The 23,108-nt window shown below is 73.2% G+C and carries 8 protein-coding genes; 1 reads left to right on the top strand and 7 read right to left on the bottom strand.

Annotation, left to right across the window (positions count from 1 at the left end; genetic code table 11):
* Positions 1–115 precede the first annotated feature (115 nt).
* Positions 116–1,453, top strand: coding sequence for a cation:proton antiporter (locus tag O7617_RS32585; protein ID WP_282260445.1), 1,338 nt, complete (start codon positions 116–118; stop codon positions 1,451–1,453).
* A 167-nt stretch (positions 1,454–1,620) separates the two neighbouring features.
* On the opposite strand, the gene O7617_RS32580 is transcribed toward O7617_RS32585, so the two are convergent.
* The 7 genes from O7617_RS32580 to O7617_RS32550 are packed head-to-tail and all read right to left on the bottom strand — an operon-like array spanning position 1,621 to position 23,034.
* Positions 1,621–3,075 carry an amino acid adenylation domain-containing protein gene (locus O7617_RS32580; protein ID WP_282260443.1) on the bottom strand — a complete coding sequence of 485 codons (1,455 nt, stop codon included), beginning with the start codon at positions 3,073–3,075 and terminating at the stop codon, positions 1,621–1,623.
* A complete protein-coding gene (locus O7617_RS32575; protein WP_282260441.1) occupies positions 3,069–5,324 on the bottom strand; it encodes an AMP-binding protein in 2,256 nt (751 codons plus the stop codon). The genes O7617_RS32580 and O7617_RS32575 overlap by 7 nt, the downstream gene beginning before the upstream one ends.
* A gap of 5 nt (positions 5,325–5,329) precedes the next feature.
* Complete coding sequence (locus O7617_RS32570) at positions 5,330–8,185, bottom strand: thioester reductase domain-containing protein (protein ID WP_282260440.1); 2,856 nt, start codon at positions 8,183–8,185, stop codon at positions 5,330–5,332.
* Positions 8,182–8,913, bottom strand: a complete 732-nt coding sequence (locus tag O7617_RS32565; RefSeq protein WP_282260439.1) for a thioesterase domain-containing protein — start codon at positions 8,911–8,913, stop codon at positions 8,182–8,184. The genes O7617_RS32570 and O7617_RS32565 overlap by 4 nt, the downstream gene beginning before the upstream one ends.
* Positions 8,907–10,091 (bottom strand): acyl-CoA dehydrogenase family protein, encoded by a 1,185-nt coding sequence (locus O7617_RS32560; RefSeq protein ID WP_282260437.1) that lies wholly within the window; start codon positions 10,089–10,091, stop codon positions 8,907–8,909. The genes O7617_RS32565 and O7617_RS32560 overlap by 7 nt, the downstream gene beginning before the upstream one ends.
* Positions 10,088–17,593: a non-ribosomal peptide synthetase/type I polyketide synthase gene (locus O7617_RS32555; protein WP_282260435.1), complete on the bottom strand. Its 7,506-nt coding sequence runs from the start codon at positions 17,591–17,593 to the stop codon at positions 10,088–10,090. Before O7617_RS32555 ends, O7617_RS32560 begins: the two co-directional genes overlap by 4 nt.
* Complete coding sequence (locus O7617_RS32550) at positions 17,590–23,034, bottom strand: non-ribosomal peptide synthetase (RefSeq protein WP_282260434.1); 5,445 nt, start codon at positions 23,032–23,034, stop codon at positions 17,590–17,592. The genes O7617_RS32555 and O7617_RS32550 overlap by 4 nt, the downstream gene beginning before the upstream one ends.
* Positions 23,035–23,108: the final 74 nt, after the last annotated feature.

Genomic DNA, 23,108 nt, shown 5'->3' with positions numbered 1-23,108 from the left:
GCCACCTTTCCGGCCCGTCGGGTACGGTCATTGGAATAGCACCAGAAAATGGGCGTGGATCTATGATTTGTTGCCGGTTCGGGCTGGTTGTGAAACTGCCGAAAAGGAGGCGACCGTGCCGAATTCCGTCGCGTTGACAACCCATCTGCTGGTGCAGTTGGCCGTGGTGCTCGGCGCCTGCCGACTGGCCGGCGCCCTGCTCGGCCGGCTCGGCCAGCCACAGGTGGTGGCCGACATGATCGCCGGGTTCGCGCTCGGCCCGCTGGCACTCGGGCTGCTGGCCCCACCGGTGCAGCAGGCGCTCTTCCCCCGCGAGCTGGAACTCGCCGGCGCCACCGTCGCCCACCCGTCGGCCCAGATCCTGCACGTGCTCGGCCAGCTCGGCGCCACCCTGTTCATGTTCCTGGTCGGCCTGTCCTTCGACAGCGGAGGCGCCATCCGCCACCTGCGCACCGCCACCACCACGGCGGTCGCCAGTCTCGCCGCGCCGCTGGCGGTGGGCGGCCTGCTCGGCCTGGCGATGGCCGGCGGCGCCTTCGGCGTCGCCGCGTCCGACGACGGCTGGTTCGGTCCACACATCCCCGGCTGGCAAGCGGCATGGTTCCTCGGCCTCGCCGTCGCCGTCTCCGCGTTCCCCGTGCTGGCCCGCATCCTGGAGGAGACCGGCGCCACCCGCACCACCGTGGGCACCGTGTCGCTGGCCTGCGCGGCCACCGACGACGCGGTGGCCTGGATGATGCTGGCGGGCCTGATGGCGACCGCCGGCGCCGCCGCCCACCTCGGCGTCCTCGCCGTCGCGGGCGGCCTCGCCTACGTCGCGGTGCTGGTCGCCATGCGTCCGCTGCTGCGGCGCTACGCCCGCTGGGCGACCGAGGGCGGCCACGCGCTGCGCCCCGCAGCCGTCGGCGCGGCCCTCGTGCTGCTGACCGCCTGTGCCGCCACCACCGAGGCGATCGGCCTGCACGCCGTCTTCGGCGCGTTCGTCTGCGGGATGGTCATGCCCCGCGAGCTGCGCGAACACCTCACCGGGCGCATCGCACCCCTGACCACCACGCTGCTGCTGCCGCTCTTCTTCGCCTCGGCCGGCCTGCGCATCGTCACCGACACCCTGCTGGAACCGAGCGGTTGGCTGGTGCTGGCCGCCGTGGTGCTGGTCGCCGTGCTGAGCAAGGGCGGGGTGAGCGCGCTGGTGGCCCGCTGGTCCGGGCTGAGCTGGTCGCAGTCCGCGTCCGTCGGCGCGCTGCTCAACGCCCGCGGCATGATGGAGCTGGTGCTGATCGACGTCGCGCTGCGCGCCGGGCTGATCGGCCCGAAGCTCTACACCGTACTGGCGCTGATGACCATGGTGACCACGTTCGCCGCGGCGCCGGTCTTCGTGCTGACCCGCCGCCGCTGGCCCGCGTCACCCGCGGCCGTCGCGCCGGTGGCCGTCTCGCGGGTGCCCGCCGGATAGCGCCGCCCGGGCGGCGGCCCCGTGACGCCGGCCGCCGCCCGGGACGAACGAGGGGGTCCGTCGACCGAGTGGGCGACCGCCGCAGATCGGCGGGGGGTCCGCAGACCGCCCCGGGCCGCCGCCGCAGACGGACGAGGCGGTCCGTCTGCGGCGGCGGCAGCGCCGACTCACCGTCCGACCAGTGCCGCCAGGTCGACCTTGTCGTGGGCGGTACGCGGCAGCGCCGCCATCCGGCGGATCCGGCTCGGCACCAGGTGGGCGGGGAGACATCCCGCCACGTGGGCCCGTACCTGCTCGGGCGCGAGGTCGGCGCCGGCGCGCGGCACGTAGTAGGCGACCAACTGCAACTCGCCGAGCTGGTTGGCCTCGGCGAGCACCGCGCACTGGGCCACCGCCGGATGGGCCGCGACGGCCGCCTCCAGCTCGCCCAACTCCACCCGGAACCCGCGCAACTGCACCTGGCGGTCGCGGCGACCCAGGTAGTGCAGCCGCCCCTCGGCGTCCTGCCGTGCCCAGTCGCCACTGCGGTAGTACCGCTGCCCGTCCAGTGTGACGAAGCGTTGCGCGGTCAGCTCCGCGCGCCCCAGGTACCCGTGCGACACCGACGCACCGGTCACCAGCATCTCGCCCGCCGCACCGACCGGCACCGGGCGCAGATGCTCGTCGACCAGGCGGACCCGCAGGTGCGGCAGCGGTCGGCCGATCGGCGTGGCGCCGGGCAGCGTGGCCGCCTCGTCGTCCAGCGCCGCGAACGTGACGTGCACCGTGGTTTCGGTGATGCCGTACATGTTGACCAGCACGGCCCCCGGGGCCACGGCCAGCTCCCGCCAGGCCCGCACCGCGCCGGTGTGCAGGGCCTCGCCGCCGAAGACGACGTAGCGCAGCTCGGGCAGCGGCTCCGGGTGGACCTCCAGCTCCGCGACGAGGTGCCCGAACGCGGTGGGCACCTGGCTGAGCACGGTGACCCCCTCGTCGGCGAGCAGCTCGCCGAACGCGCGCGGGTCGGCCGCCACCCACGGCGGCACGATCACCACCCGGCCGCCGTGCAGCAGCGCACCCCACAGCTCCCAGACGCTGAAGTCGAAGCTGTGCGAGTGGAACATCGTCCACACGTCGGCGGCGGACAACGTGAATCGCTGCGCGCAGGCGTCCATCAGCGCACCCACGTGCGCGTCGCCGACCACCACCCCCTTCGGCGTCCCGGTGGAGCCGGAGGTGTAGATGACGTACGCCGTGCCGGGCGGCACCGCGCGCGGCGGGCCGCCGCCGGTGCGGACCACCGTCGGCCGCCCGGTGTCCGGGTCGACCTGCACCAACGCGTCGATCCCGGCGTCGGCGACGATGTACTCCTGCCGGGACGCGGGATACGCCGGGTCGATCGGCACGTACCCGCAGCCGTGCTCCAGGATGCCGAGGATCGCCACGACCACCTCGGCGCAGCGGGGCATCCGCAGCCCCACCAGGGTGCCCTCGGGCACCCCGGCGTCGGCGAGGTGGCGGCGCAGCTCCCGCGCGGCGGCCGCCAGCTCCCCGTAGCGCAGTTCCCGGTCCCCGTCGGTCACGGCTACCGCGTCCGGGTCACGGGCGACCTGCTCGGCGAAGCGCCGCGCCAGCGTCAGCACGGCACGGCCCGGCGTCGCATCGATGCCTCCCCGACCGCGCCCACCAGTGCTGCGGGGGACCGGGTGAACAGCAGATCCACGCTGCCGTCGGTGGCGCCGTCGGACCAGCCGATCGTCACCTCGTAACCGGCGTCCTCGCCGAGCGCCGCCAGGCCCTCCGGGTCGACGGCGTCCCGGTCGCCGTCCAGCCGACGCCGGCAGGCCGCGACGGGCATGCCGGTGGCGAGGGCGAACGCCGCGGACACCTCTCCGGCGAGGCGGGCGTTGACCAGACCGGTGACCCGGACGGCCGGCACGCCGTCGGCCAGCGCCGCCGGTAACCCGGCGAGGTCGCAGGGCACCGGGGGAGTGCCGGAGCGGACCGGCGCGGCGGTGTGCAGCACCACGTCGTACCGGTGCCGGGTCAGCTCGTTGTGGAACCGGCCCCGCTTGACCCGGACGTCGACGCACGCCACCCCGTCCAGCCGCGTCGTCGCCTCGGCGAAGAAGTCCGGATCCACCAGCAGCTCCTTGTCCAGCGCCACCGCGCGGGTGACGTCGGCGCGGATCTGCGCCGGGTCGTCACCGGGGGCGGCGCGCAGCAGCCGCACCGCGGTCTGCATGGTGAAGGCCAGGCGGGCGTTGCGGACGTCGCCGACGAACACCGCGCCACCGGGGCGCAGCAGCCCGACGACGCGGGCCAGGACGGCGTCGAGGTAGTCGAGGGTCGGGAAGTACTGCACCACCGAGTTGAGCACCACCAGGTCGAAGGACGCGGCGGGCAACCCGCTGACGTCGTGCGCGGCCTGATGACGCAGCACCACCCGATCGCGGAGATCCGGGCGGGCGGCGGTCTGCTCGGCCAGGCGCCGCACCACCGCGCCGGACAGGTCGGTGGCCCAGTACGCCTCGCACTCCGGTGCCAGCCGACCCAGCAGCAACCCGCTGCCCGCACCGATCTCGAGCACCCGTTCGGGGCGCAGGGCGCGAATACGGTCCACTGTGGCCTGCTGCCACTCGCGCATCTCGGCCAGCGGGATGGGCCGGCCGGTGTAGCTGCTGTTCCAGCCGGAGAAGTCGGCGCCGAGCCCGTCGCCGCCCTCCGCGTACAGCTGGTCGTAGATCGACTCCCAGTCCCGGACCACCGCGGCGTCACCGGTGTCCACCGGCGGGGCGGACCGAACGGCCGCGCGGCCCACCAGGTCGACGCAGCCCTCCGGCCGACGTCGGCCCAGATCCCCGGTGCGCCGCAGTCGGGTGCCGAACGGGTCCACCACCACGTCGGTCGGCTGGCCGCCCGCAGGATCGACGGCGGGAACGGATTCGCCGCCGACGTAGAGTTCGCCGACGTCCCCGGCGGGCGTGGGGTGCAGGTCGGGGTCGAGTAGGCGCAGGGTGGTGCCGGGCAGTGGCAGGCCCACCGGCGGCCCGTCCGGCAGCGGGGCGCCGGCCGGCAGGCGCAGCGCCGCGCAGCCGAGACCGCCCTCGACGGGGGCGTACTCCCAGGTCAGCGCCGTGCCCGGGTGCCGCTGACGCCACCGCGCGACCTCGTCGCACGGCAGCCGCGGCCCGGTGAGCACCAGTTCCCCGGTGGGGGACGCCTCGTCCGGCAGCGCGGTCAGCGTCGCCAGGTCAGCCGGGGTGAGCTTGGCGAAGGTGGGTCGCCAGCCGGACCAGGCGGCGTCCTCCAGCTCGCCCAGCTGCACACAGCCGCCGGCCAGCAGCGGCACCAGCAGGGCGGCCAGTTCGCCGGCGGTGCCCGGCAGCGCCGGGAGCACGGCGACGCCGGCTGCGGCGGGATACGCGGGCAGCGCCCACCGCAGGTACGCGCTCAGCGCCCGCCCGCTCAGCGCGCCGTCGTCGCCGAGCAGCACATCGTCCTCGGTGGTGCCGCCGAACACGACGCGCAGCCCGTCGAGCGCGGGCGGAGCGGTCGGCGCGGTCCCGAACGGCAGGATCACGGTGGTGCCCGCCGGGTGGGCGCCCGGGTCGGCGGTGAGCACGACGGCCGGCGCGGTGCCGCCGTCCCGGGGGGTGTAGGCGGCGCCGACACGCAGCGTGGCGAGCAGCGCGGCCACCGCCCCCGGGACGTCGTCGTCGACGGCGATGCCGACCGGGGTGCCGGGGCCGACGCCCCGGGCGCGCAACGTTTCGGTGAGCTGTCGCGTCCAACCCTCGAGCCGGCCGTGGGTCACGGTGTCGGTGTCGGTGACGAGGGCGGGACGCTCCGGACAGGCGTGGGCGACGGTGAGGCAGCCGGAGTCGGTCATGGCGCTCACCCCCGCACCGGCTCGGCGTCCACGCCCGCCGAGGGGGCGGGCACGTGGCCGATGGCGGCGAAGTAGTCCAGGCACCGCCCGATGAACGCCCGACCCACCTCGGGGGCGGGCACGTCGTCGCCGAGGACGGCGCGCGCCCGACTGGTGTCGTACAACGGTTCGTGCCACCCGGCGGCGTTGGCCCGTACCCAGGGGCCGAGCACCGACAGCACCAGATCCCACCGGCCGTCCGGGTCGCGGCGGGACAGCCGGACCAGTTCGGCGTACCACTGCTCCAGCGACACCCCGGCGGTCCGGTAGCCCCGGTCGGACAGCGCCCCGGCCAGCTCGTCGAAGGTGAACGGCGACGCCGCGGTCAGGTGGAACGCCTGGCCGAGGGCGTCCCGGCGAAGGGAGAGCGCCGCCACGCCGGCCGCCACGTGCTCGACCGTGGACACCGGCAGCGCGATGCCGCTGTCGGGGACGAGGCCCAGGGCGACGCAGCCGCGCACGATGTCGCTGACCACGTCGCCGACCTTCCACCGCCCGGTCACCGGGCTCCCGATCAGCCGGGCCGCCCGGGTGACCACCACCGGTACGCCGCGTGCCGCCGCCTCCCCGACGATCCGGTCGGCCACCCACTGCGACTGGATGTAGCCGTTGTAGAGGTGCGGCGGGGGAGTATCCACGAAGACCTCCCGACCGGCCCGCTCGGCGTCGGCGAGGTCGGTGACCTCCGCCGGCGACACGTAGTGCACCGGGATGGTTCCGGCGCTGCCGGACGTGGCCAGCCGCAGCACCTCGCGGGTACCGCCGACGTTGGTCGGCCGGACCCGCCGGTACGGCGGCAGGATGTTGACCACCGCGCCCAGGTGGTAGATCGTGTCGAGGTCGTCGGCCAGCGCCGCGAAGGTGTCCGGGGCGAGACCCAGGCGCGGCTGCGACAGGTTCCCGGGCAGCACCTCGATCCGGGCGTCGAACGCGTCGTTCCAGCGGCCTGCGGCGGCCAGCGCCTCCCGCACGCGGCGGCGACCGTCGGCCGGGTCCAGCGAGCGGACCAGGCACACCACCGTCGCGGGCGTGTCGCGCAGCAGCCGTTCCAGCAGGGCGCTGCCCAGGTAGCCGGTGCCGCCGGTGAGCAGCACCCGGCGCGGCTCGGCCGTCCACCGCACCGGCCCCCGGAGGGTGATGTCCTCGTCGAGCACCGCCTCGCGGAGCACGTCGACGTGGCCACGGGGGTCCCGGGCCCGGTCGTCGGCGACGCCGCCGGCCTCGATCAGGGCCGCCAGGCGGGCCACTGTCGGCCCGGCGAACAACGCCTGCAACGGCAGCAGTGTGCGCCACTCGTCGTGGATCCGGTTGGCCGCGCGGGTGCCGAGCAGCGAGTGCAGGCCCAGTTCGACGAGGTTGTCGTCGCGGCCGACGTGCTCCAGTTGGAGCAGGTCGGCGAAGAGCGCACTCAGCGCCGCCTCGGTCTCCGTCCCGGCGGCCGGCGCGGGGGCGCCCGGTGCGGGGCTCGGGTCCGCCGCCTGCCCGGTCGACGGCTGCGCCGGGGCGGCGACCTCCGGGATGTCGCCCAGGCGCGCCGGTTCGTCGCGCACGATCGCCGCGAGCACGTCGTGCACGCCCGCGACGAGTGCCCGGGCCCGGGCCGGGTCGACGCGCCGACGGTCGTGGATGAGGTGCAGCGGCAGGTCGTCGCCCGGAAGCACCATCAGCACCAACGGGGTGTGCGGGCGGGTGTGCAGCTGGAAGCCCTCCAGACCCAACCCCTCCTCGCCGAGCGTGAACGGCGGCAACGGCATGTTCTGGAAGCCGACGATGCTGTCGAAGAGGTCGGTGCCGGCCGGTGCGCTGCTCCACCGCTGGATGTCGGCCAACCCGGTGGCGGCGTTGTCCCGAACCGCGATGATGTCGTCCTGGATGGCCCGCAGCCACGGCACGACCGCGCGTTCCGGGCCGAGCGTGCTGCGTACCGGCACGGTGCCGACCAGGCAGCCGACCATCGACTCCGCGCCGGGCAGGTCACCGGGACGGTGGGCGAAGGTGGTCCCGACGGCCACGTCGGCGCTGCCGGTGGCCCGCCCCAGCACCAGCGTCCACGCTCCCTGCACGAGCGTGTGCAGGGAGAGCCGGTGCCGCTGCGAGTACCCGCGCAGCTCACCGGCGAGGTCGCCGAGGGAGAGATCGACCCAGTCGAAGGCGGGCCCGTCGGCCGGAGCCGCGCCCCCGTCCAGGCGCAGCGGCGCAGGCTGGTAGCCGGCCAGGTAGCGGCGCCAGAACGGCCCCACCGCCTCCGGGTCCTGACGCTTCCACCAGGCCACGTAGTCGCGGAAGCGGCCCGGCGCCAGCAGCACCGGCTCCCGGCCGCGTACGTACGCCTTGTAGGCCGCGGTGAAGTCGGACATCATCAGGCCGACCGACCAGCCGTCCACCACCAGGTGCGACAGGCGCAGCGCGATCTGGAAGCGGTCGTCGGCCAGCAGGCACAGCCCGACCCGCATGATCGGCGGGGTCTCCAGGTCGAAACCGCGCCGACGCTCGTCGCGCAGCAACTCCTCGAGCAGACGATGCTGCTCGGCGGCCGGCCGGGCCCGCCAGTCGTGGGTCTCCCGGGGCAACGCCACCCGGGCGTGCACCGCCTGCACCGGCTTGGCGATGCCGTCCCAGCGAAACGCGGTCCGCAGCGCCGGGTGGCGGTCCACCACCAGCTGCCAGGCCCGCCAGAACGCCTCCCGGTCCGGGCTGCCGGTGAGGGTCAGCACGGTCTGCTCGACGTAGAAACCCTCGTCCGGCGCGTACAGGTGGTGGAAGAGCATGCCCTGCTGCATCGGGGTCAGCTCGTAGACGTCGTCCAGGTTGGTACGGCTCATGCCCGCCTCCGTAGCGGTGTCGGGCCGGCGATCGCGGCTAGCGTGCCGGACAGGCGCCACAGCAGCTCGTCCCGCGCGGTACGCAGGAAGAAGTGGCCGCCGGGGAACATCTCAAGGGCGAACGGGCCGGTGGTGCAGCCCGTCCAGGCGGTGAGCGCGTCGGGGTGGACACCGACGTCGTCGAACCCGCCGAACGCCGTGACCGGGCAACTCACCGGCAACCCGTGGTACGAGTAGTCGTCCACCACGGTGAAGTCGGCCCGCAGCACCGGCAGCAGGATCTCCATCAGCGCGTCGTGCTCCAGCACCTCCGGCGGCGTACCGCCGAGGGAACGGATGTGGTCGCGGAAGAGGTCGTCGGGCAGCGCCGACACGGGCGGTTCGACCCGGGGTACGCCGGGAGCCCGCATCGCCGCCACGAACAGGTGCTCGGCGACCAGCCCGTAGTAGTGCTCCAGCCGCCGGCACAGTTCGAAGGCGAGCAGCGATCCGTAGCTGTAACCGAGCACCGCGAAGCGCTGCCCGGGCCGGGACAGCACCGCGCCCAGCAGTTCGGCGACCAGGGGCTCCAGCCGGTCCACCGGATCCTCGTGGAAACGCAGGCCGCGTCCGGGCAGTTCGAGCGCGTCCACCGTGACGCCGGGCGGCAGGCTGTCGGCCCAGTCGGCGAACACCCGCGCCGAGCCCCCGGCGTACGGGAGACAGTAGAGCGCCAGCGGGGTCACCACGGCCGTTCACCTCCCGCACCGACCAGGATCGCGCCGATGGTCCGGAACTGGATGTTGGAGGTGCCCTCGTAGATCTTGCCGACCTTGGCGTCCCGGTACAGCTTCTCCACCGGGTGGGCGGTGGTGAACCCGTTGCCGCCCAACGTCTCCACCGCCTGCGAGGCGGCGCGCTCGGCCACCTCCGACGCCAGGTACTTGGCCATCGCGCTGACCCGCAGTCGGTCGGTCGGCGTGCCGTGGTGCAGCACCCGCACCGCGTCGTAGAGCAGGACCCGGGCCGCCTCCAGCTCCGCGGCGAGCCGGGCGAGGGGGAACAGCACCCCCTGGTACGCCACGATCGGCTCGCCGAACTGCTCGCGCCGCTGCGCGTAGCCGAGCGCCTCGTGCAGGGCACCACGGGCCAGACCGACGAGCTGCGCCGCGATGCCCAGCTTGCCGACGTTGAGCGTCTCCATCGCCAGCAGGTCGGCGGCGCCCACCCGGCCCAGCACGTTCTCCCGACCCACCGGCACCCCGTCGAGTCGCACGTCGCAGGTGGAGCTGGCCCGGATGCCGAGCTTGGACTTGGGCGGGCCGACGGTCAACCCCGGCGAGTCGCGGTCCACCAGGAACGCGGTCAGCCCACCGGCCGCGCCGTCGACCCGCGCGAACACCAGGAACAGGCCGGCCTCGGCGGCGCTCGTCGTCCAGCACTTGCGCCCGTGCAGGAGGTACCCCTGACCGCTGGGCTCGGCCCGGGTGGTGAGCGCGAAGGCGTCGCTACCGGCCTGCTCCTCGGAGATCGCGTACGCGCCGGCGAGGCCGGTCGCCAGCCGGGGCAGGTACCGGCGCTTCTGGTCACCGGTGCCGTGGCGCAGCACCGCGCTGGCCACCAGTGCGTTCTGCACGTCGACGAAGACGGCGACGGCCGGGTCGACGGCGGCCAGTTCCTCGATCGCGATGAGCACCGCGAGCAGGTCCTGACCGGCGCCGCCGTACGTGCGGGGGATCTCGATGCCCATCAGGCCGGCCGGTACCAGCTTCTTCAGCAGCGTCGGGTCGAGGGCCGACGCGGCGTCCATCTCGCCGACCAGCGGGCGTACCTCGGTATCGGCGAAGTCGCGGACCGCGTCCCGCCAGGCGGTGTGCCGCTCGGACAACGCGGTGACCGGGCGGGCGATCGTGTCGGTGGTCGTCACAGCTCCTCCTCCATGTCGTCGAGCACCGCGGCCAGGTCGTCGGTGCCGAGGTCGGCCAGCGGGAAGTCGCCCGCCGACACCTGGCCCGACCCGAGGTCGCGGCTGTGCGCGGCGATGTCGCGCAGGGCGGTCTCGAAAGCGTCCGCCAGGCTCGGCAGGTCGACCGTCGGGTCGGCGCTGCTCCAGTGGATGTGCAGGGCACCGGCGTAGTCGACGACGGTGAGCCGTACGGCCGCGCCGAGGCTGTCCCGCTCCCAACGGGGCCAGGGCGCCGGATTGCCCGGTGGCAGCAGTCGGGCCAACCGGGACCGCTCGCCGAAGCGTTCCAGCACGTGCAGGGCGAGCCGGCCCGGCCCGTACGCTCCGTCGGCGGTGGAGCGGCTCCACTGCTTGACCGCCGGGAGCAGCACGGCCAGGTCGTCGGTGTTCAGCGTGCCGGGAACCTCGGCGACGGACAGGACCGCGCCCACCGTCCGGGAGGTGTCGACGGTGCCGTCGTCGCGCCGGTCACCCACCACCAGCAGCGGACCGTCCAAGCCGGTGCGCCGGGCGGCCACTGTGAGTGCCGCCAGGGCGGTCTCGGTCAGGCTCAGCCGGTAGCCGCGCCGGACCGCGTCGGTGAGCCGCTCGGTCTCGTCGGCGGTGAGCCGGCTGACGGCCTGGTGCGGTGTCACCCCCGGCACCACGGCCGGCTCGACGGCCACGACCCCGGCCTCCTGCGGGGACTGCTCGGCCCACCTGGTGAACGGGTCGGTGGGCGGCGCCAGCACGACGCTGTCACCGTTGCGCAACTGCTGGGTGATGCTCAGGAACTCGGAGACCACGACCTCCCACGAGGTCGCGTCGACCACCAACTCCGAGCCGAGCAGGGTGAGCACCCGGCCGTCGGCGCCGAGGTCGAACACCGCGGCGGCGAAGACCATGCCGCGCTCGACGTCGAGTTCCTCACGCATCTCGTCGACCATCTGGGCGACCGCTTCGGCCCGTACCTCGGCCGGCAACGTGCCCAGCTCGATGACCGGCAGGTGGGCGGAGACCTCGGCGGCCGGCACGGCCGCCTGGCACCAACCGTCGTCACCGGTCACCGCGAAGCGGGTACGCAGTGCCGGGTGCCGGGCGACGATCTGGCGGACCGCCTCGCGGGCCGCGTCGAGGCACAGATCCGCCTCGACGTGGAGGTCGACCCGGTGGGCTCCGGCCGGTAGGCCGGGTGCGGCCACCGCGAGCAGGCGCCGCTGGAACGGCGTCACGCGGGTCGCCGCGACCCCACCGCCCGGCGCCGCCGCCACGGCGCCGCGCGCCTCCAGCCGCTCGGCCAGGTCCACGATGGACTGCGCCTCGAAGAGATCCTGGAGCCGCAGGTCGATGCCCTGGTCGTTGACCTGGGTGATGATCCGGACGCCGATGATCGAGTCACCGCCGAGTTGGAAGAAGTTCGCCCACGGGTCGACCTCGTCGACGCCGATGGCGTGCGCCGCGATCTGGCACAGCCGTACCGCCAGCGGCGTCAGCTCGCCCCGCTCCCGCTCGACCGCGACCACCCCGGGTTCGGGCAGGTTGTTGCGGTCGACCTTGCCGTTCGGGGTGAGCGGCAGGGCGTCCAGGACGGTGATGGTGCTGGGGATCATGTACGGCGGCAGCAGGGTCGCGGCATGCGCGCGCACGCCGTCGGCGAGGTCCGGATCGTCGACGTGCTCCGGCCCGGCGACGACGTACGCGGCCAGCCGACGGTGGTGGCGGTCGCCGGTGGCGATCGCCACGGCGGCGTCCACGCCGGGGTGGCTGGCGAGGGCGTGTTCGATGTCGCCGAGTTCGATGCGGTAGCCGCCGATTTTGACTTGGTGGTCGTTGCGGCCGGCGAATTCGATGGTGCCGTCGGGGTGTCGGCGGCCGAGGTCGCCGGTGTGGTAGAGGCGTTGGCCGGTGGTGGGGTGGGTGATGAAGGCGGTGGTGGTTTTGTCGGGGTCGTTGTGGTAGCCGTCGGCGAGGCCGGTGCCGCCGATGTGGAGGTGGCCGGTGACGTGGGTGGGGCATTCCTGGTGGCGGTCGTTGAGGACGTGGATGGTTTGGTTGGTCATGGGTTTGCCGTAGGGGATGGAGTCCCAGGTGGGGTCGATGTGGTCGATGTCGTGCAGGATCGACCAGATGGCGGCTTCGGTGGCTCCGCCGAGTGAGGTGACTTGGGTGTTGGGGGCGGTGGTGTGGATTCGGGTGGGGAGGTCGGTGGGGATCCAGTCGCCGGAGAGGAGGACGCGGCGCAGGGTGGGGGCGGTTTGGTGGGTGGCTTCGAGGTGTTCGACGAGCATGGCCATGAGGGCGGGTACGGAGTTCCAGATGGTGATGTGGTGTTCGGTGATGAGGTGGTGCCAGCGGGCGGGGTCGCGGTTGGCGGCCGGTTCGGGTAGGACGAGGGTGGCGCCGGTGGCGAGGGCGCCGAAGATGTCCCAGACGGAGAGGTCGAAGCTGAGGGCGGAGAGTCCGAGGACGGCGTCGTGGGCGGTGATTGTGTAGCGGTGGTTGACGTCGACGCAGGTGTTGACGGCGGCTTGGTGGCTGATGGCGACGCCTTTGGGTCGGCCGGTGGAGCCGGAGGTGTAGATGATGTACGCCAGTTCGTTCGGTTGGACCTGCGTGGCGACGGCCGGTGGGTCGTCCGCCACCGCGGCCTCGTCGTCGGCGTCCACCACCACCACCGGTAGGCCGGCGTCCGGGTGTTCGGTAGCCCCGACGCGCAGCAGGACGGCGGCGCAATCGGCGTGCGAGAGCACGAACTCCTGCCGGTCGGGTGGGGTCGAGGGATCTACCGGTACGTAGGCTGCTCCGGCGAGGCCGACCGCGAGGACGGCGACGATCTGCTCGACCGACTTGTCGATGACGACGGCGACCCGATCACCCCGGGTCACACCGGATTGGACGAGCCGGTGCGCGACGAACGACGCCCGGGTGAACAGCTCTCCGAAGGTCAGCCGTCGGCCGGAGGCCACCACGGCCAGCCCGTCCGGGTCGGCCTTCGCGTGCTCGACCAGACGGGTCCACAACAGCCCGGACGGTATCGGGGCCTGCGTCGCGTTCACCCCGGCCACCAACTCGGCCAACCCGGCGGGCGACACCTCGGCCGGACCGGTCCACCCGCTGCCCGAACCCAGCCGCCGCAACACGTCGACGAACCCGCCGAACATCTGCTCCACCAACCCGTCGGGGAACAGCTCGTCCACGCTGGGCCAGCCGACCACGAGACCGGCCTCCACCTCCAGCGCCGCGGCGTCGATCCACACCTGCGGAGTCTGGATCACCTGGTGCTCCAGCTGCCCGAGCCAGTCCACCATGGACGACTCGTTGGCCTCGCTCTCGTTGACCAGGGTGCTGGTGAACACCGCCGGCATCATGGCGGCGTCGGTGCCGCCCCGTTGACGGGCCAACTCGCGGAGGATGTCGACGCCGTTGACGTAGCGGTACTCCAGGTCCTCCCAGTTCTGCTCCTGCAACCGGCGGGCCACCCCGAGGATGGAGTCGTCCTCGACCAGGTCGACCGGCAGCAGTGTGAAGGACGCGAACCCGCCGACCAGGTGCTCCACGTCGGGGTGCACGGGCAGCCGGATGTTGGTGGTCACGTTCAGCGTGAACCGGCCCGAGCGGGTCCACCCGCCCAGCACGCAGGCGTACGCGGCCAGCAGCACCGCCGAAGGAGTGACGCCGTGCGTGGCGGCCTCCCGCTTGATGGCGTTCCACTCCACCGCCGGGATCAACGCGCTTCGGGGCACGAACTTCGGCTCCCGTACCAGCTCCGGCGAGGTGGCCAGCGGCAGCTCCGGCGGCGAGGGCAGAGTGGCCACCCGCTCCCGCCAGTAGTCCATCGACCGGCGGTAGAGCGAGGTCTCCTTGAGCTTCTCCGCGGCCAGCCGGTAGTCGCGGAAGGAGATGCCCAGCTCGGGCAGCTCCTCGGCCGGACGCTCGTAGTAGGCGCGCCAGTCCGCGAGCAGGATCCGGACACTGCCCATGTCGGCCATCATCAGCTCGAAGCTGAGGAACAGCCGGGTACGCCCACCGGGCAGGTGCACCACCCGGATCTCGAACAGCGGCCACGCGTCCTCGGGCCGCATCTCGTGCGACATCGCCTCGCGCATCTCGGCGAGCCGCCCCTCGACCACCTCCGGCGTCTCGTCGCGTAGGTCGACGACGGGGAAGTCGTACCGGGTGACCTCGGGCAGCACCCGCTGGTGACCGTCGCGGGTGAACACGGCCCGCAGCATCGCGTGCCGGGCCAGCACCCGGTTCCACGCCTGGTTGAGCCGTTCGACGTCGAGGTCGTCCCGGTCCACCTCCCAGTACATGTGCGCGCCGACGTTGCCCATGCTGAAGTTGCCCATCCGGCCGATCCACTGGGCCTGCTGGATCTCGCTGAGCCCGAACGGCTCGTGCAGGTGCTCCCAGTCCGGCACGGCCACCGGCATCTCGTCGTCGGCCACCGGTACCGGCTCTGCGGTGGTCGGCGCGGCCGTGGGCAGCAACTCCGCGACCACCTCGGCGAGCGCGGCCACCGTGGACGCCGTGACCAGGCGGCGCAGCGGCACCTCGACGCCCAGGTCCTGCTGGATCCGGCTGACCACCTTGGTGGCGAGCAGCGAGTGACCGCCCAGCTCGATGAAGATGTCGTCGACGCCGATCGGTGCCACGCCGAGCAGGTCCTGCCAGATGACCGCGATGCGCCGTTCGACGTCGGTCCGTGGGGCCAGGTAGACGGTGGTCAGCGACGGGCGGGTGTCGGCCTCGCCGAAGTCGATGTCGTCAGCGTCCTCGACCACGACGCCCGGCGCGGTGCCGCCGGTGGTGGTGGGTGCCTCCACGAAGTAGCGCCGGCGCTCGAAGGGGTAGGTCGGCAGAGCCACCCGGCGGCGGTGGGCGCCGTCCTGCACGCCGCCCCAGTCGATCTCCACGCCGCCCAGCCAGAGCCGACCGACGGCCTCCAGGGCCGTCGCCTCGTCGGAGCCGTCGGCGTCCGGGGCGCGCATGGTGGGCACCGCGACCACGCCGCGCGCCTCGGGCGCCAACCGGGCGAGAGTGCACAGGGTGGTGCCGGGGCCGACCTCCACGAGGACACCGGTGCCCTGTTCGCGCAGGCGGACCATCCCGTCGGCGAAGCGGACCGGCTCGCGGAGCTGGGCACTCCAGTACTCCGGGCTGGCGGCGTCCGCCCCGGTCAGCCAGGTGCCGGTGCGTCCGGAGAGGATCGGCGTGGTGGGCGCCGAGGGCGCCGCGGCGGCCACGGCGGCGGCGAACGGGCCGACCACCGCGTCCATCATCCGGGAGTGGAAGGCGTGCGAGGTGTGCAGCATCCGGTGCCCGACACCGTCGGCCTCCAGCATCGCGGCGAACGCCTGTACGTCCTCGGCGGTGCCCGCGACCACGCAGACCTCGGGCGCGTTGTAGGCCGCGATGTCGAGGCCCACCGGCAGCCGACCCGCCAGCTCGTCGGCGGGCAGCGCCACCGACAGCATCGCACCGGTCGGCTGGGCGCCCATGAGCCGTCCCCGCTCGGCGACCAGCCGGACCGCCTCCTCCGGCTCGAACACCCCGGCCAGGGTGGCGGCGGTGAACTCGCCGACGCTGTGCCCGATCGCCGCGTCGCGGCGTACCCCCCACGAGGTGAGCAGGCGGGCCATCGCGTACTCGACGGTGAACAGCGCCGGCTGGGCGACCGCCGTGTCGGCCAACCGGGCCCGAGCGGCCCGGTCGGTCGGGTCCGCGGCCACCAGCAGGTCGCGCAGGTCGAAGCCGAGCGCCGAGGTCAGCACCTCGGCGCAGCGGTCCACCTCGGCGCGGAACACCGGCTCGGTGCGGTACAGCCCGGCGCCCATGCCCGGGTACTGGCTGCCCTGCCCGGGGAAGAGCCAGGCCACCTCGGGTTCCTCGGTGGGCGCCCGACCGGAGAGGGTCCGCGGACCCTCCCCGCCGCCCAGCGCGCCGGCGGCGGTACGGACGTCGTCGACCACGACGGCCCGCCGGTGCGGGAAGTGGGCACGCCCGGTCTGCAACGTCCAGGCCGCGTCGGCGATGTCGAGCAGCTCCGGCGCGTCGTCGGGCGCGTCGGCGTCGGCGAAGGCGGTGGCCAGCCGGTCGGTCGCCGTGTCCAACGCGGCGGCACTGCGGGCGGACACCACGATCAGCTGACGGTCGCGGCGGGTGCCGGACAGCTCCCGGGCCGGCGGTTCCTCCAGGATGGCGTGCACGTTGGTGCCACCGAACCCGAAGGAGCTCACGCCGATGCGCCGCGGATCGCCGTTGGCCTTCCACGGCTGGAGTTCCTCGTTGACCCGGAACGGCGTCGCCGCGAAGTCGATCTCCGGGTTGGGTGCTGTGTAGTTGACGTTCGGCACCAGCTCGCCGTGCTTGAGCTGGAGCACCGCCTTGATCAGCGAGGCGATGCCGGCGGCGCTGTCCAGGTGCCCGATGTTGCTCTTCACCGAGCTGACCGCGCAGTAGCCGCGCCGGTCGGTGTGCCGCTGGAAGACCTTGGTCAGCGCGGCGATCTCGATCGGGTCGCCGAGCGCGGTGCCGGTGCCGTGCGCCTCGATCGCCTTGATGCTCTCCGGGTGCACACCGGCCAGCCCGATCGCCGCCGACACCACCCGTGCCTGGCCCTGGATGCTCGGCGCGGTGTAGCCGACCTTGGCGGCGCCGTCGTTGTTCGCCGCGGTGGCGCGGATGACCGCGTCGATCCGGTCGCCGTCGGCGAGCGCGTCGTCGAGGCGGCGCAGCACCACCACTCCGGCGCCGCTGCCGCTGACCGTGCCCCGGGCCTGCGCGTCGAACGGGCGGCAGTGCCCGTCCGGCGAGAGGATCATGCCCTCCTGGTAGAGGTAGCCGCGGGTCTGCGGGAACCGCACCGTCACGCCGCCGGCCAGCGCCAGGTCGCACTCGTCGGCCAGCAGCGCCTGACAGGCCTGGTGAACGGCGAGCAGCGAGGTGGAGCAGGCGCTCTGCACGCAGACCGCCGGGCCGTCCAGGTCGAGCTTGTAGCTCACCCGGCTGGCCAGGTAGTCCTTGTCGTTGGCCACGAGCAGCTCCAGGCCGTCGGCGGAGGCGTCCAGGCCGCGACCGGGCAGCAGGTGGGCCAGCAGGTACGACGACAGACTGGCGCCCGCGTACACGCCGATCGAGCCGGGGTACGACGCCGGGGTGTGCCCGGCGTCCTCGAGCGCCTCCCACGCGCACTCCAGGAAGATGCGGTGCTGCGGGTCGAGCAGCGCCGCCTCCCGGGCGCCGTAGCCGAAGAACCGGGCGTCGAAGAGTTCGGCGTCCTCCAACGCCCCCCATGCCTTGACGAAGCGGGGGTCGGCCACCAGTTCCGGGGCGACGCCGGCGGCGAGTAGTTCATCGTCGGTGAAGTGGCGGATCGACTCGGTGCCGGCGCGTAGGTTGTGCCAGAACCGGGTGACGTCGGGGGCCCCCGGGAATCGGCCGGCCAGGCCGACCACGGCGATGTCGACGGTGTCGGTGCTCATGCCCTTGTCTCCTCTTCCTGTCCGGACCGGGCGACGCGTCGCCGGGCTCGACGGTTGCGTTGGCCACGGGCGAAGGCCGCGTCCAGGTCCGCGTCGCGGTCGTCGGTGCCGGTGAGGACCCCCGCCAGGCGCCGCACGCTTGTGTGTTCGAAGAGCAACGTGAGCGGGAAGTCGCGCCCGAGGGCGGTCCGCAGCTCACGGTGCAGTCGCAGGATCAGCACGGAGTCGAGGCCGAGCTCGAAGAAGTTGGACCGCACGCACACCTGCGGGACGCCCAGGACCTGACCGAGCTGCGTGGCCACCGCCCGCTCCACCGGGGTCCGCGGTGGCGTGTGGTCGGTCACCACGACCCCGGGTTCGGGCAGGCTGGCGCGATCGACCTTGCCGTTCGGGGTGAGCGGCAGGGCGTCCAGGACGGTGATGGTGCTGGGCAGCATGTACGACGGCAACAGGCTGCTCGCGTGCTCCCGGACGGCGGCCCCGAGGTTCCCGTCGTGGTTTCCGGGGTGTGGCAGGACGTACGCGGCGAGCCGACGGTGGTGCCGGTCTCCCGTGGTGGTCGCGATGGCCGTGCGCACCGCCGGGTGGCTGGCGAGGGCGTGTTCGATGTCGCCGAGTTCGATGCGGTAGCCGCCGATTTTGACTTGGTGGTCGTTGCGGCCGGCGAATTCGATGGTGCCGTCGGGGTGTCGGCGGCCGAGGTCGCCGGTGTGGTAGAGGCGTTGGCCGGTGGTGGGGTGGGTGATGAAGGCGGTGGTGGTTTTGTCGGGGTCGTTGTGGTAGCCGTCGGCGAGGCCGGTGCCGCCGATGTGGAGGTGGCCGGTGACGTGGGTGGGGCATTCCTGGTGGCGGTCGTTGAGGACGTGGATGGTTTGGTTGGTCATGGGTTTGCCGTAGGGGATGGAGTCCCAGGTGGGGTCGATGTGGTCGATGTCGTGCAGGATCGACCAGATGGCGGCTTCGGTGGCTCCGCCGAGTGAGGTGACTTGGGTGTTGGGGGCGGTGGTGTGGATTCGGGTGGGGAGGTCGGTGGGGATCCAGTCGCCGGAGAGGAGGACGCGGCGCAGGGTGGGGGCGGTTTGGTGGGTGGCTTCGAGGTGTTCGACGAGCATGGCCATGAGGGCGGGTACGGAGTTCCAGATGGTGATGTGGTGTTCGGTGATGAGGTGGTGCCAGCGGGCGGGGTCGCGGTTGGCGGCCGGTTCGGGTAGGACGAGGGTGGCGCCGGTGGCGAGGGCGCCGAAGATGTCCCAGACGGAGAGGTCGAAGCTGAGGGCGGAGAGTCCGAGGACGGCGTCGTGGGCGGTGATTGTGTAGCGGTGGTTGACGTCGACGCAGGTGTTGACGGCGGCTTGGTGGCTGATGGCGACGCCTTTGGGTCGGCCGGTGGAGCCGGAGGTGTAGATGATGTACGCCAGTTCGTTCGGTTGGACCTGCGTGGCGACGGCCGGCGGGTCGTCCGCCACCGCGGCCTCGTCGTCGGCGTCCACCACCAGGATCGGCAGACCCGAGCCGCAGCCGTCGGTGTCGGCACCAGCACGGACCAGCACCGCCGAGCAGTCCGCGTGCTCGACCACGTACCTCTGGCGCTGAGTCGGCACCGACGGGTCCACCGGCACGTACGCGGCGCCCGCCAACCCGACGCCCAGCACCGCGATCACCTGTTCGACCGACTTGTCGATGACGACGGCGACCCGATCACCCCGGGTCACACCGGCGGCGACGAGCCGGTGCGCGACGTACGACGCCCGGGTGAACAGCTCTCCGAAGGTCAGCCGTCGGCCGGAGGCCACCACGGCCAGCCCGTCCGGGTCGGCCTTCGCGTGCTCGACCAGACGGGTCCACAACAGCCCGGACGGTATCGGGGCCTGCGTCGCGTTCACCCCGGCCACCAACTCGGCCAACCCGGCGGGCGACACCTCGGCCGGACCGGTCCACCCGCTGCCCGACCCCAGCCGCCGCAACACGTCGACGAACCCGCCGAACATCTGCTCCACCAACCCGTCGGGGAACAGCTCGTCCACGGCGTCCCAGCTCACCAGGGCCGCGCCGTCCTCCTCCCGCACCTGGTGGTCGATCCAGATCTGCGGGGTCTGTGACACCGAGAAGGCGGTGTCGCCGAGCCACCGGGTGTGGATCTCGCCGGTGTCCCGGCCGCTGGTGAACACGACCGGCACCGGCAGGGCGGCCCCCCGCCGGCGGGCCTGCTCGCGCAGCACCTGGACGCCGCTGAAGTGCCGGTGCTCCAGGTCGCGCCACAGCTGGCGCTGGATCCGAATGGCCAGCTCGGCGAGGCTCGGTCCGCCGCCCAGGTCGATCTCCAACAGGGTGATCGACGTGAAGTCACCGACCACCGCGTCAACGTCGGGGTGCAGCGGCAGCCGGTTGAACAGGGTGGTGGCCACGCAGAACCGTGAGGTACCGCTCCACCGGCCGAGGGCCGACGAGTACGCGGCGAGCAGCACGGCCGACGGGGTGACGCCGTGCGCCGACGCGTCCCGCTTGATCCGGGACCAGGTCCCGGCGTCGATCCGGTGCTCGTGACGGTGGAAACGGGACCGGCGCAGCTCCCCGGCGCTCGGCGCGAGTGGTAGGTCGGGCCCGCCGGGGAGGGTGTCCAGCCGGTCCAACCAGTAGGCCCGGGACCGGGCGTACTCCGGGCCGGTCTCCATCGCCCGCACGGCGAGCACGTAGTCGCGGAACGACACCCCGATCTCGGGCAGCGTGGCGCTCGGGTCGAGGTAGAGCCGACGCCACTCGTCGAAGAGGACCTGCACGCTGCGGACGTCGCCCACCAGCAGGTCGAAGCCGATGTGCACCCTGGTGTGCCCGAGCGGGAGCCGGCTGATCCGGACGTCCAGCATCGGTCCGGTGTCCAGGGGCAGCACCTGGTGCGACATCTCCTCGCGTACCGCGGCGAGGGCCTCGTCGGCCTCGTCCAGCGAGGCGTCGCACAGGTCGATCTCCCGCACCGGCACGGCTCCGGGCGCCGTCAGGATCCGCTGCGTGCCGTCGGAGCTGATGACGGCGCGCAGCATCTCGTGCCGCTCGACCAGCGCGCCGAGGGCCCGCACCAGGCGCGGCACGTTCAGCGACGCGGAGTCCAGCTCGGTGTACCAGTAGGTGGAGACGCCGCCGAGGCGCGCGGCGCCGCTGCGACCGACCAGGTAGGCGTGTTGCAGGTCGGTCAGCGGGAACGGCTCGCCCCGGCGGGCCGGGTCGGCGACCAGCGCCGGCAGCGTCGTGACCTCGGCCGGGTCGTCGGCCCGTGGGGCGGCGAGTCGCGCGGTCACCAGGCGGGCCAGTTGGTCCACTGTGGCGTCGGCGAACTCCTCCAGCGGCAACCGCACGGCCAGGTCGCGTTCGAGGGCGCTCTGCACCTGGAGGGCCCGCAGCGAGTCGAGGCCCAACAGGGTGAGCGGGATGTCCGGGGTGATGGCGGCGGCGTCGACGCCTGGGGTGGCGGCGATCCGTCGGCAGATCTCGGCGCAGACCACCGCTTCCCGCATCGCCTCGGGCAGCGCGTCGAGCAGGTCCCGAACCGGGGTCGCGTCGCCGGTGCGGCTGCCCGCACCGGCCGGGACCGCCCCGGTTCCGGCCCGGCACGTCCCGCCGTCGAGCCCGTCGGTCCCGACCGGCGCGGACGCGCCGTCGGTCGTCGTCGGTCGGGTCGTCGTCGGTCGGGTCGTCGTCGGTCGGGTCGGCGTCGAGGTCTGCTCGTCGGAGACCCATCGGGCGAGTTCGGTCAGGTCGCCCTCGGCGTACCCCTGCTTCGCCGCGTGCCGCTGCACCTTGCCGCTGGAGGTCCGCGGCAGCGTGCCGGCGCGGACCAGCACCACGGCGTGCACGGCCACCTCGAACTCGGCGGTCACCGCCTGCCGGATCGCCGCGACGATGCCGTCCACGTCCGGTTCGGTGGCGTCGCGGCGCACCTCGGCGACGACGAGCAACTGCTCTCCGGCCGAGGTGTCCAGACCGGCTGCGGCCGCCAGGCCGGAGCGCAACGCCGGGTGGCTGGCCACCGCGCACCGCTCGACGTCCTGGGGGTAGAGGTTGCGCCCCCGCACGATGATCATGTCCTTGATCCGGCCGGTGACGTAGAGCTCGCCGTCGTGGACGAAACCGAGGTCGCCGGTGCGCAGGAACGGCCCTTCGCCGGTGGTGACCCGCGCCTGGAACGTCTCGCGGGTCTGCTCGGGCCGCCGCCAGTAGCCCTGGGCGACGCTCGGTCCGCGCACCCAGATCTCGCCGACCTCGCCGGCCGTCAGCAGTCGGCGGTCCGCCGCGTCGACCACGACCACGGACTGCTCCGGGTCGATGCCGGGTCCGACGCTCACCAGCCGGCGGCGGTCGGTTTCCTCCGTCGCCGGGGTGATCTCCCCGCGCTCCAGCGCGCTGGCGCTCACGTCGAACTCGGCCGGCGCGGCCCGGGTGATGGTCACGGCGAGCGTCGACTCGGCCAGCCCGTACCCGGAGCGGAACGCCTCGGGACGGAAGCCGCAGTCGGCGAACGTGGCGGCGAAGCGCCGTAGCGTGTCGACCCGGGTCGGCTCGGCGCCGAGCACCGCGCTCGTCCAGGTCGACAGGTCCAACCCGGCCCGCCGTTCCTCGTCGATCCGGTCGGTACAGAGGTTGTAGGCGAAGTCGGGGGCGTACGACGTGGTCCCGCCGTAGCGGGAGATGGCCTGCAACCACTGGAACGGGTCGAGCGCGAACGTCGCGGGTGCCAACAGGACCGCCTCGAACCCGCCGTGGACGGGTTGCAGCACGCCGGCGATCAAACCCATGTCGTGGTACGGCGGCAGCCAGCTGACCATCCGGTCGTCCGGGTGGTAGCCGACGGCGTCGTGCAGGGTGGCGGCGTTGCGCAGCAGGTTGCCGTGGCTCACCATCACGCCGCGCGGGTCCCCGGTGGTGCCGGAGGTGTACTGCAGGAACGCCAGCGAGTCGCCGTCGATGCGCGGCGGGCACCAGTCGGCGTCGTCGTCGGCGACGGTGGCGGTGTCCAGCCAGTCGAAGCCGACCAACTCCTCCGCCTGGGTGAAACGGGCACTGGCGGCGGCGCTGATCCGGTCGGTGGTCAGAGCCAGAGCGGGGGAGGAGTCGCGGACCAGGCCGCGGATGCGCTCCAGGCGACGGGTGAAGTTCGGCGGGTAGGCCGTCACGGCGACCACCCCGGCGTAGAGACAGCCGAAGAAACAGGCGATGTACTCCAGCGACGGCGGGTGCAGGATCAGCACCCGGTCGCCGGGCGCCGCGTGCCGGCGCACCCGGGTGGCGATCGCCTTGGCGCGCCGGTCCAGGGCCGCGAACGTCAGACTCTCCCGTTCCAGGCCGTCGCGGTCGAGGAAGAGGTAGGCACGCCGGTCCGGTTGCTCCCGGGCGCGGGCGCGGAGGAGGTCGACGACGGTGTGCGTGGACTCGGAGGCGTGCGTGCGCATGAAATCCCACCTTCTGTGCGCTGGCGTTTAGCGACCGGGGTCTGTGGAAATGTTGGTCAGACCGCAACAGCTGC

It is taken from the genome of Micromonospora sp. WMMD1155 (assembly GCF_029581275.1).
Lineage (GTDB): Bacteria > Actinomycetota > Actinomycetes > Mycobacteriales > Micromonosporaceae > Micromonospora.
This window is presented reverse-complemented; position numbering and strand designations above follow the sequence as displayed.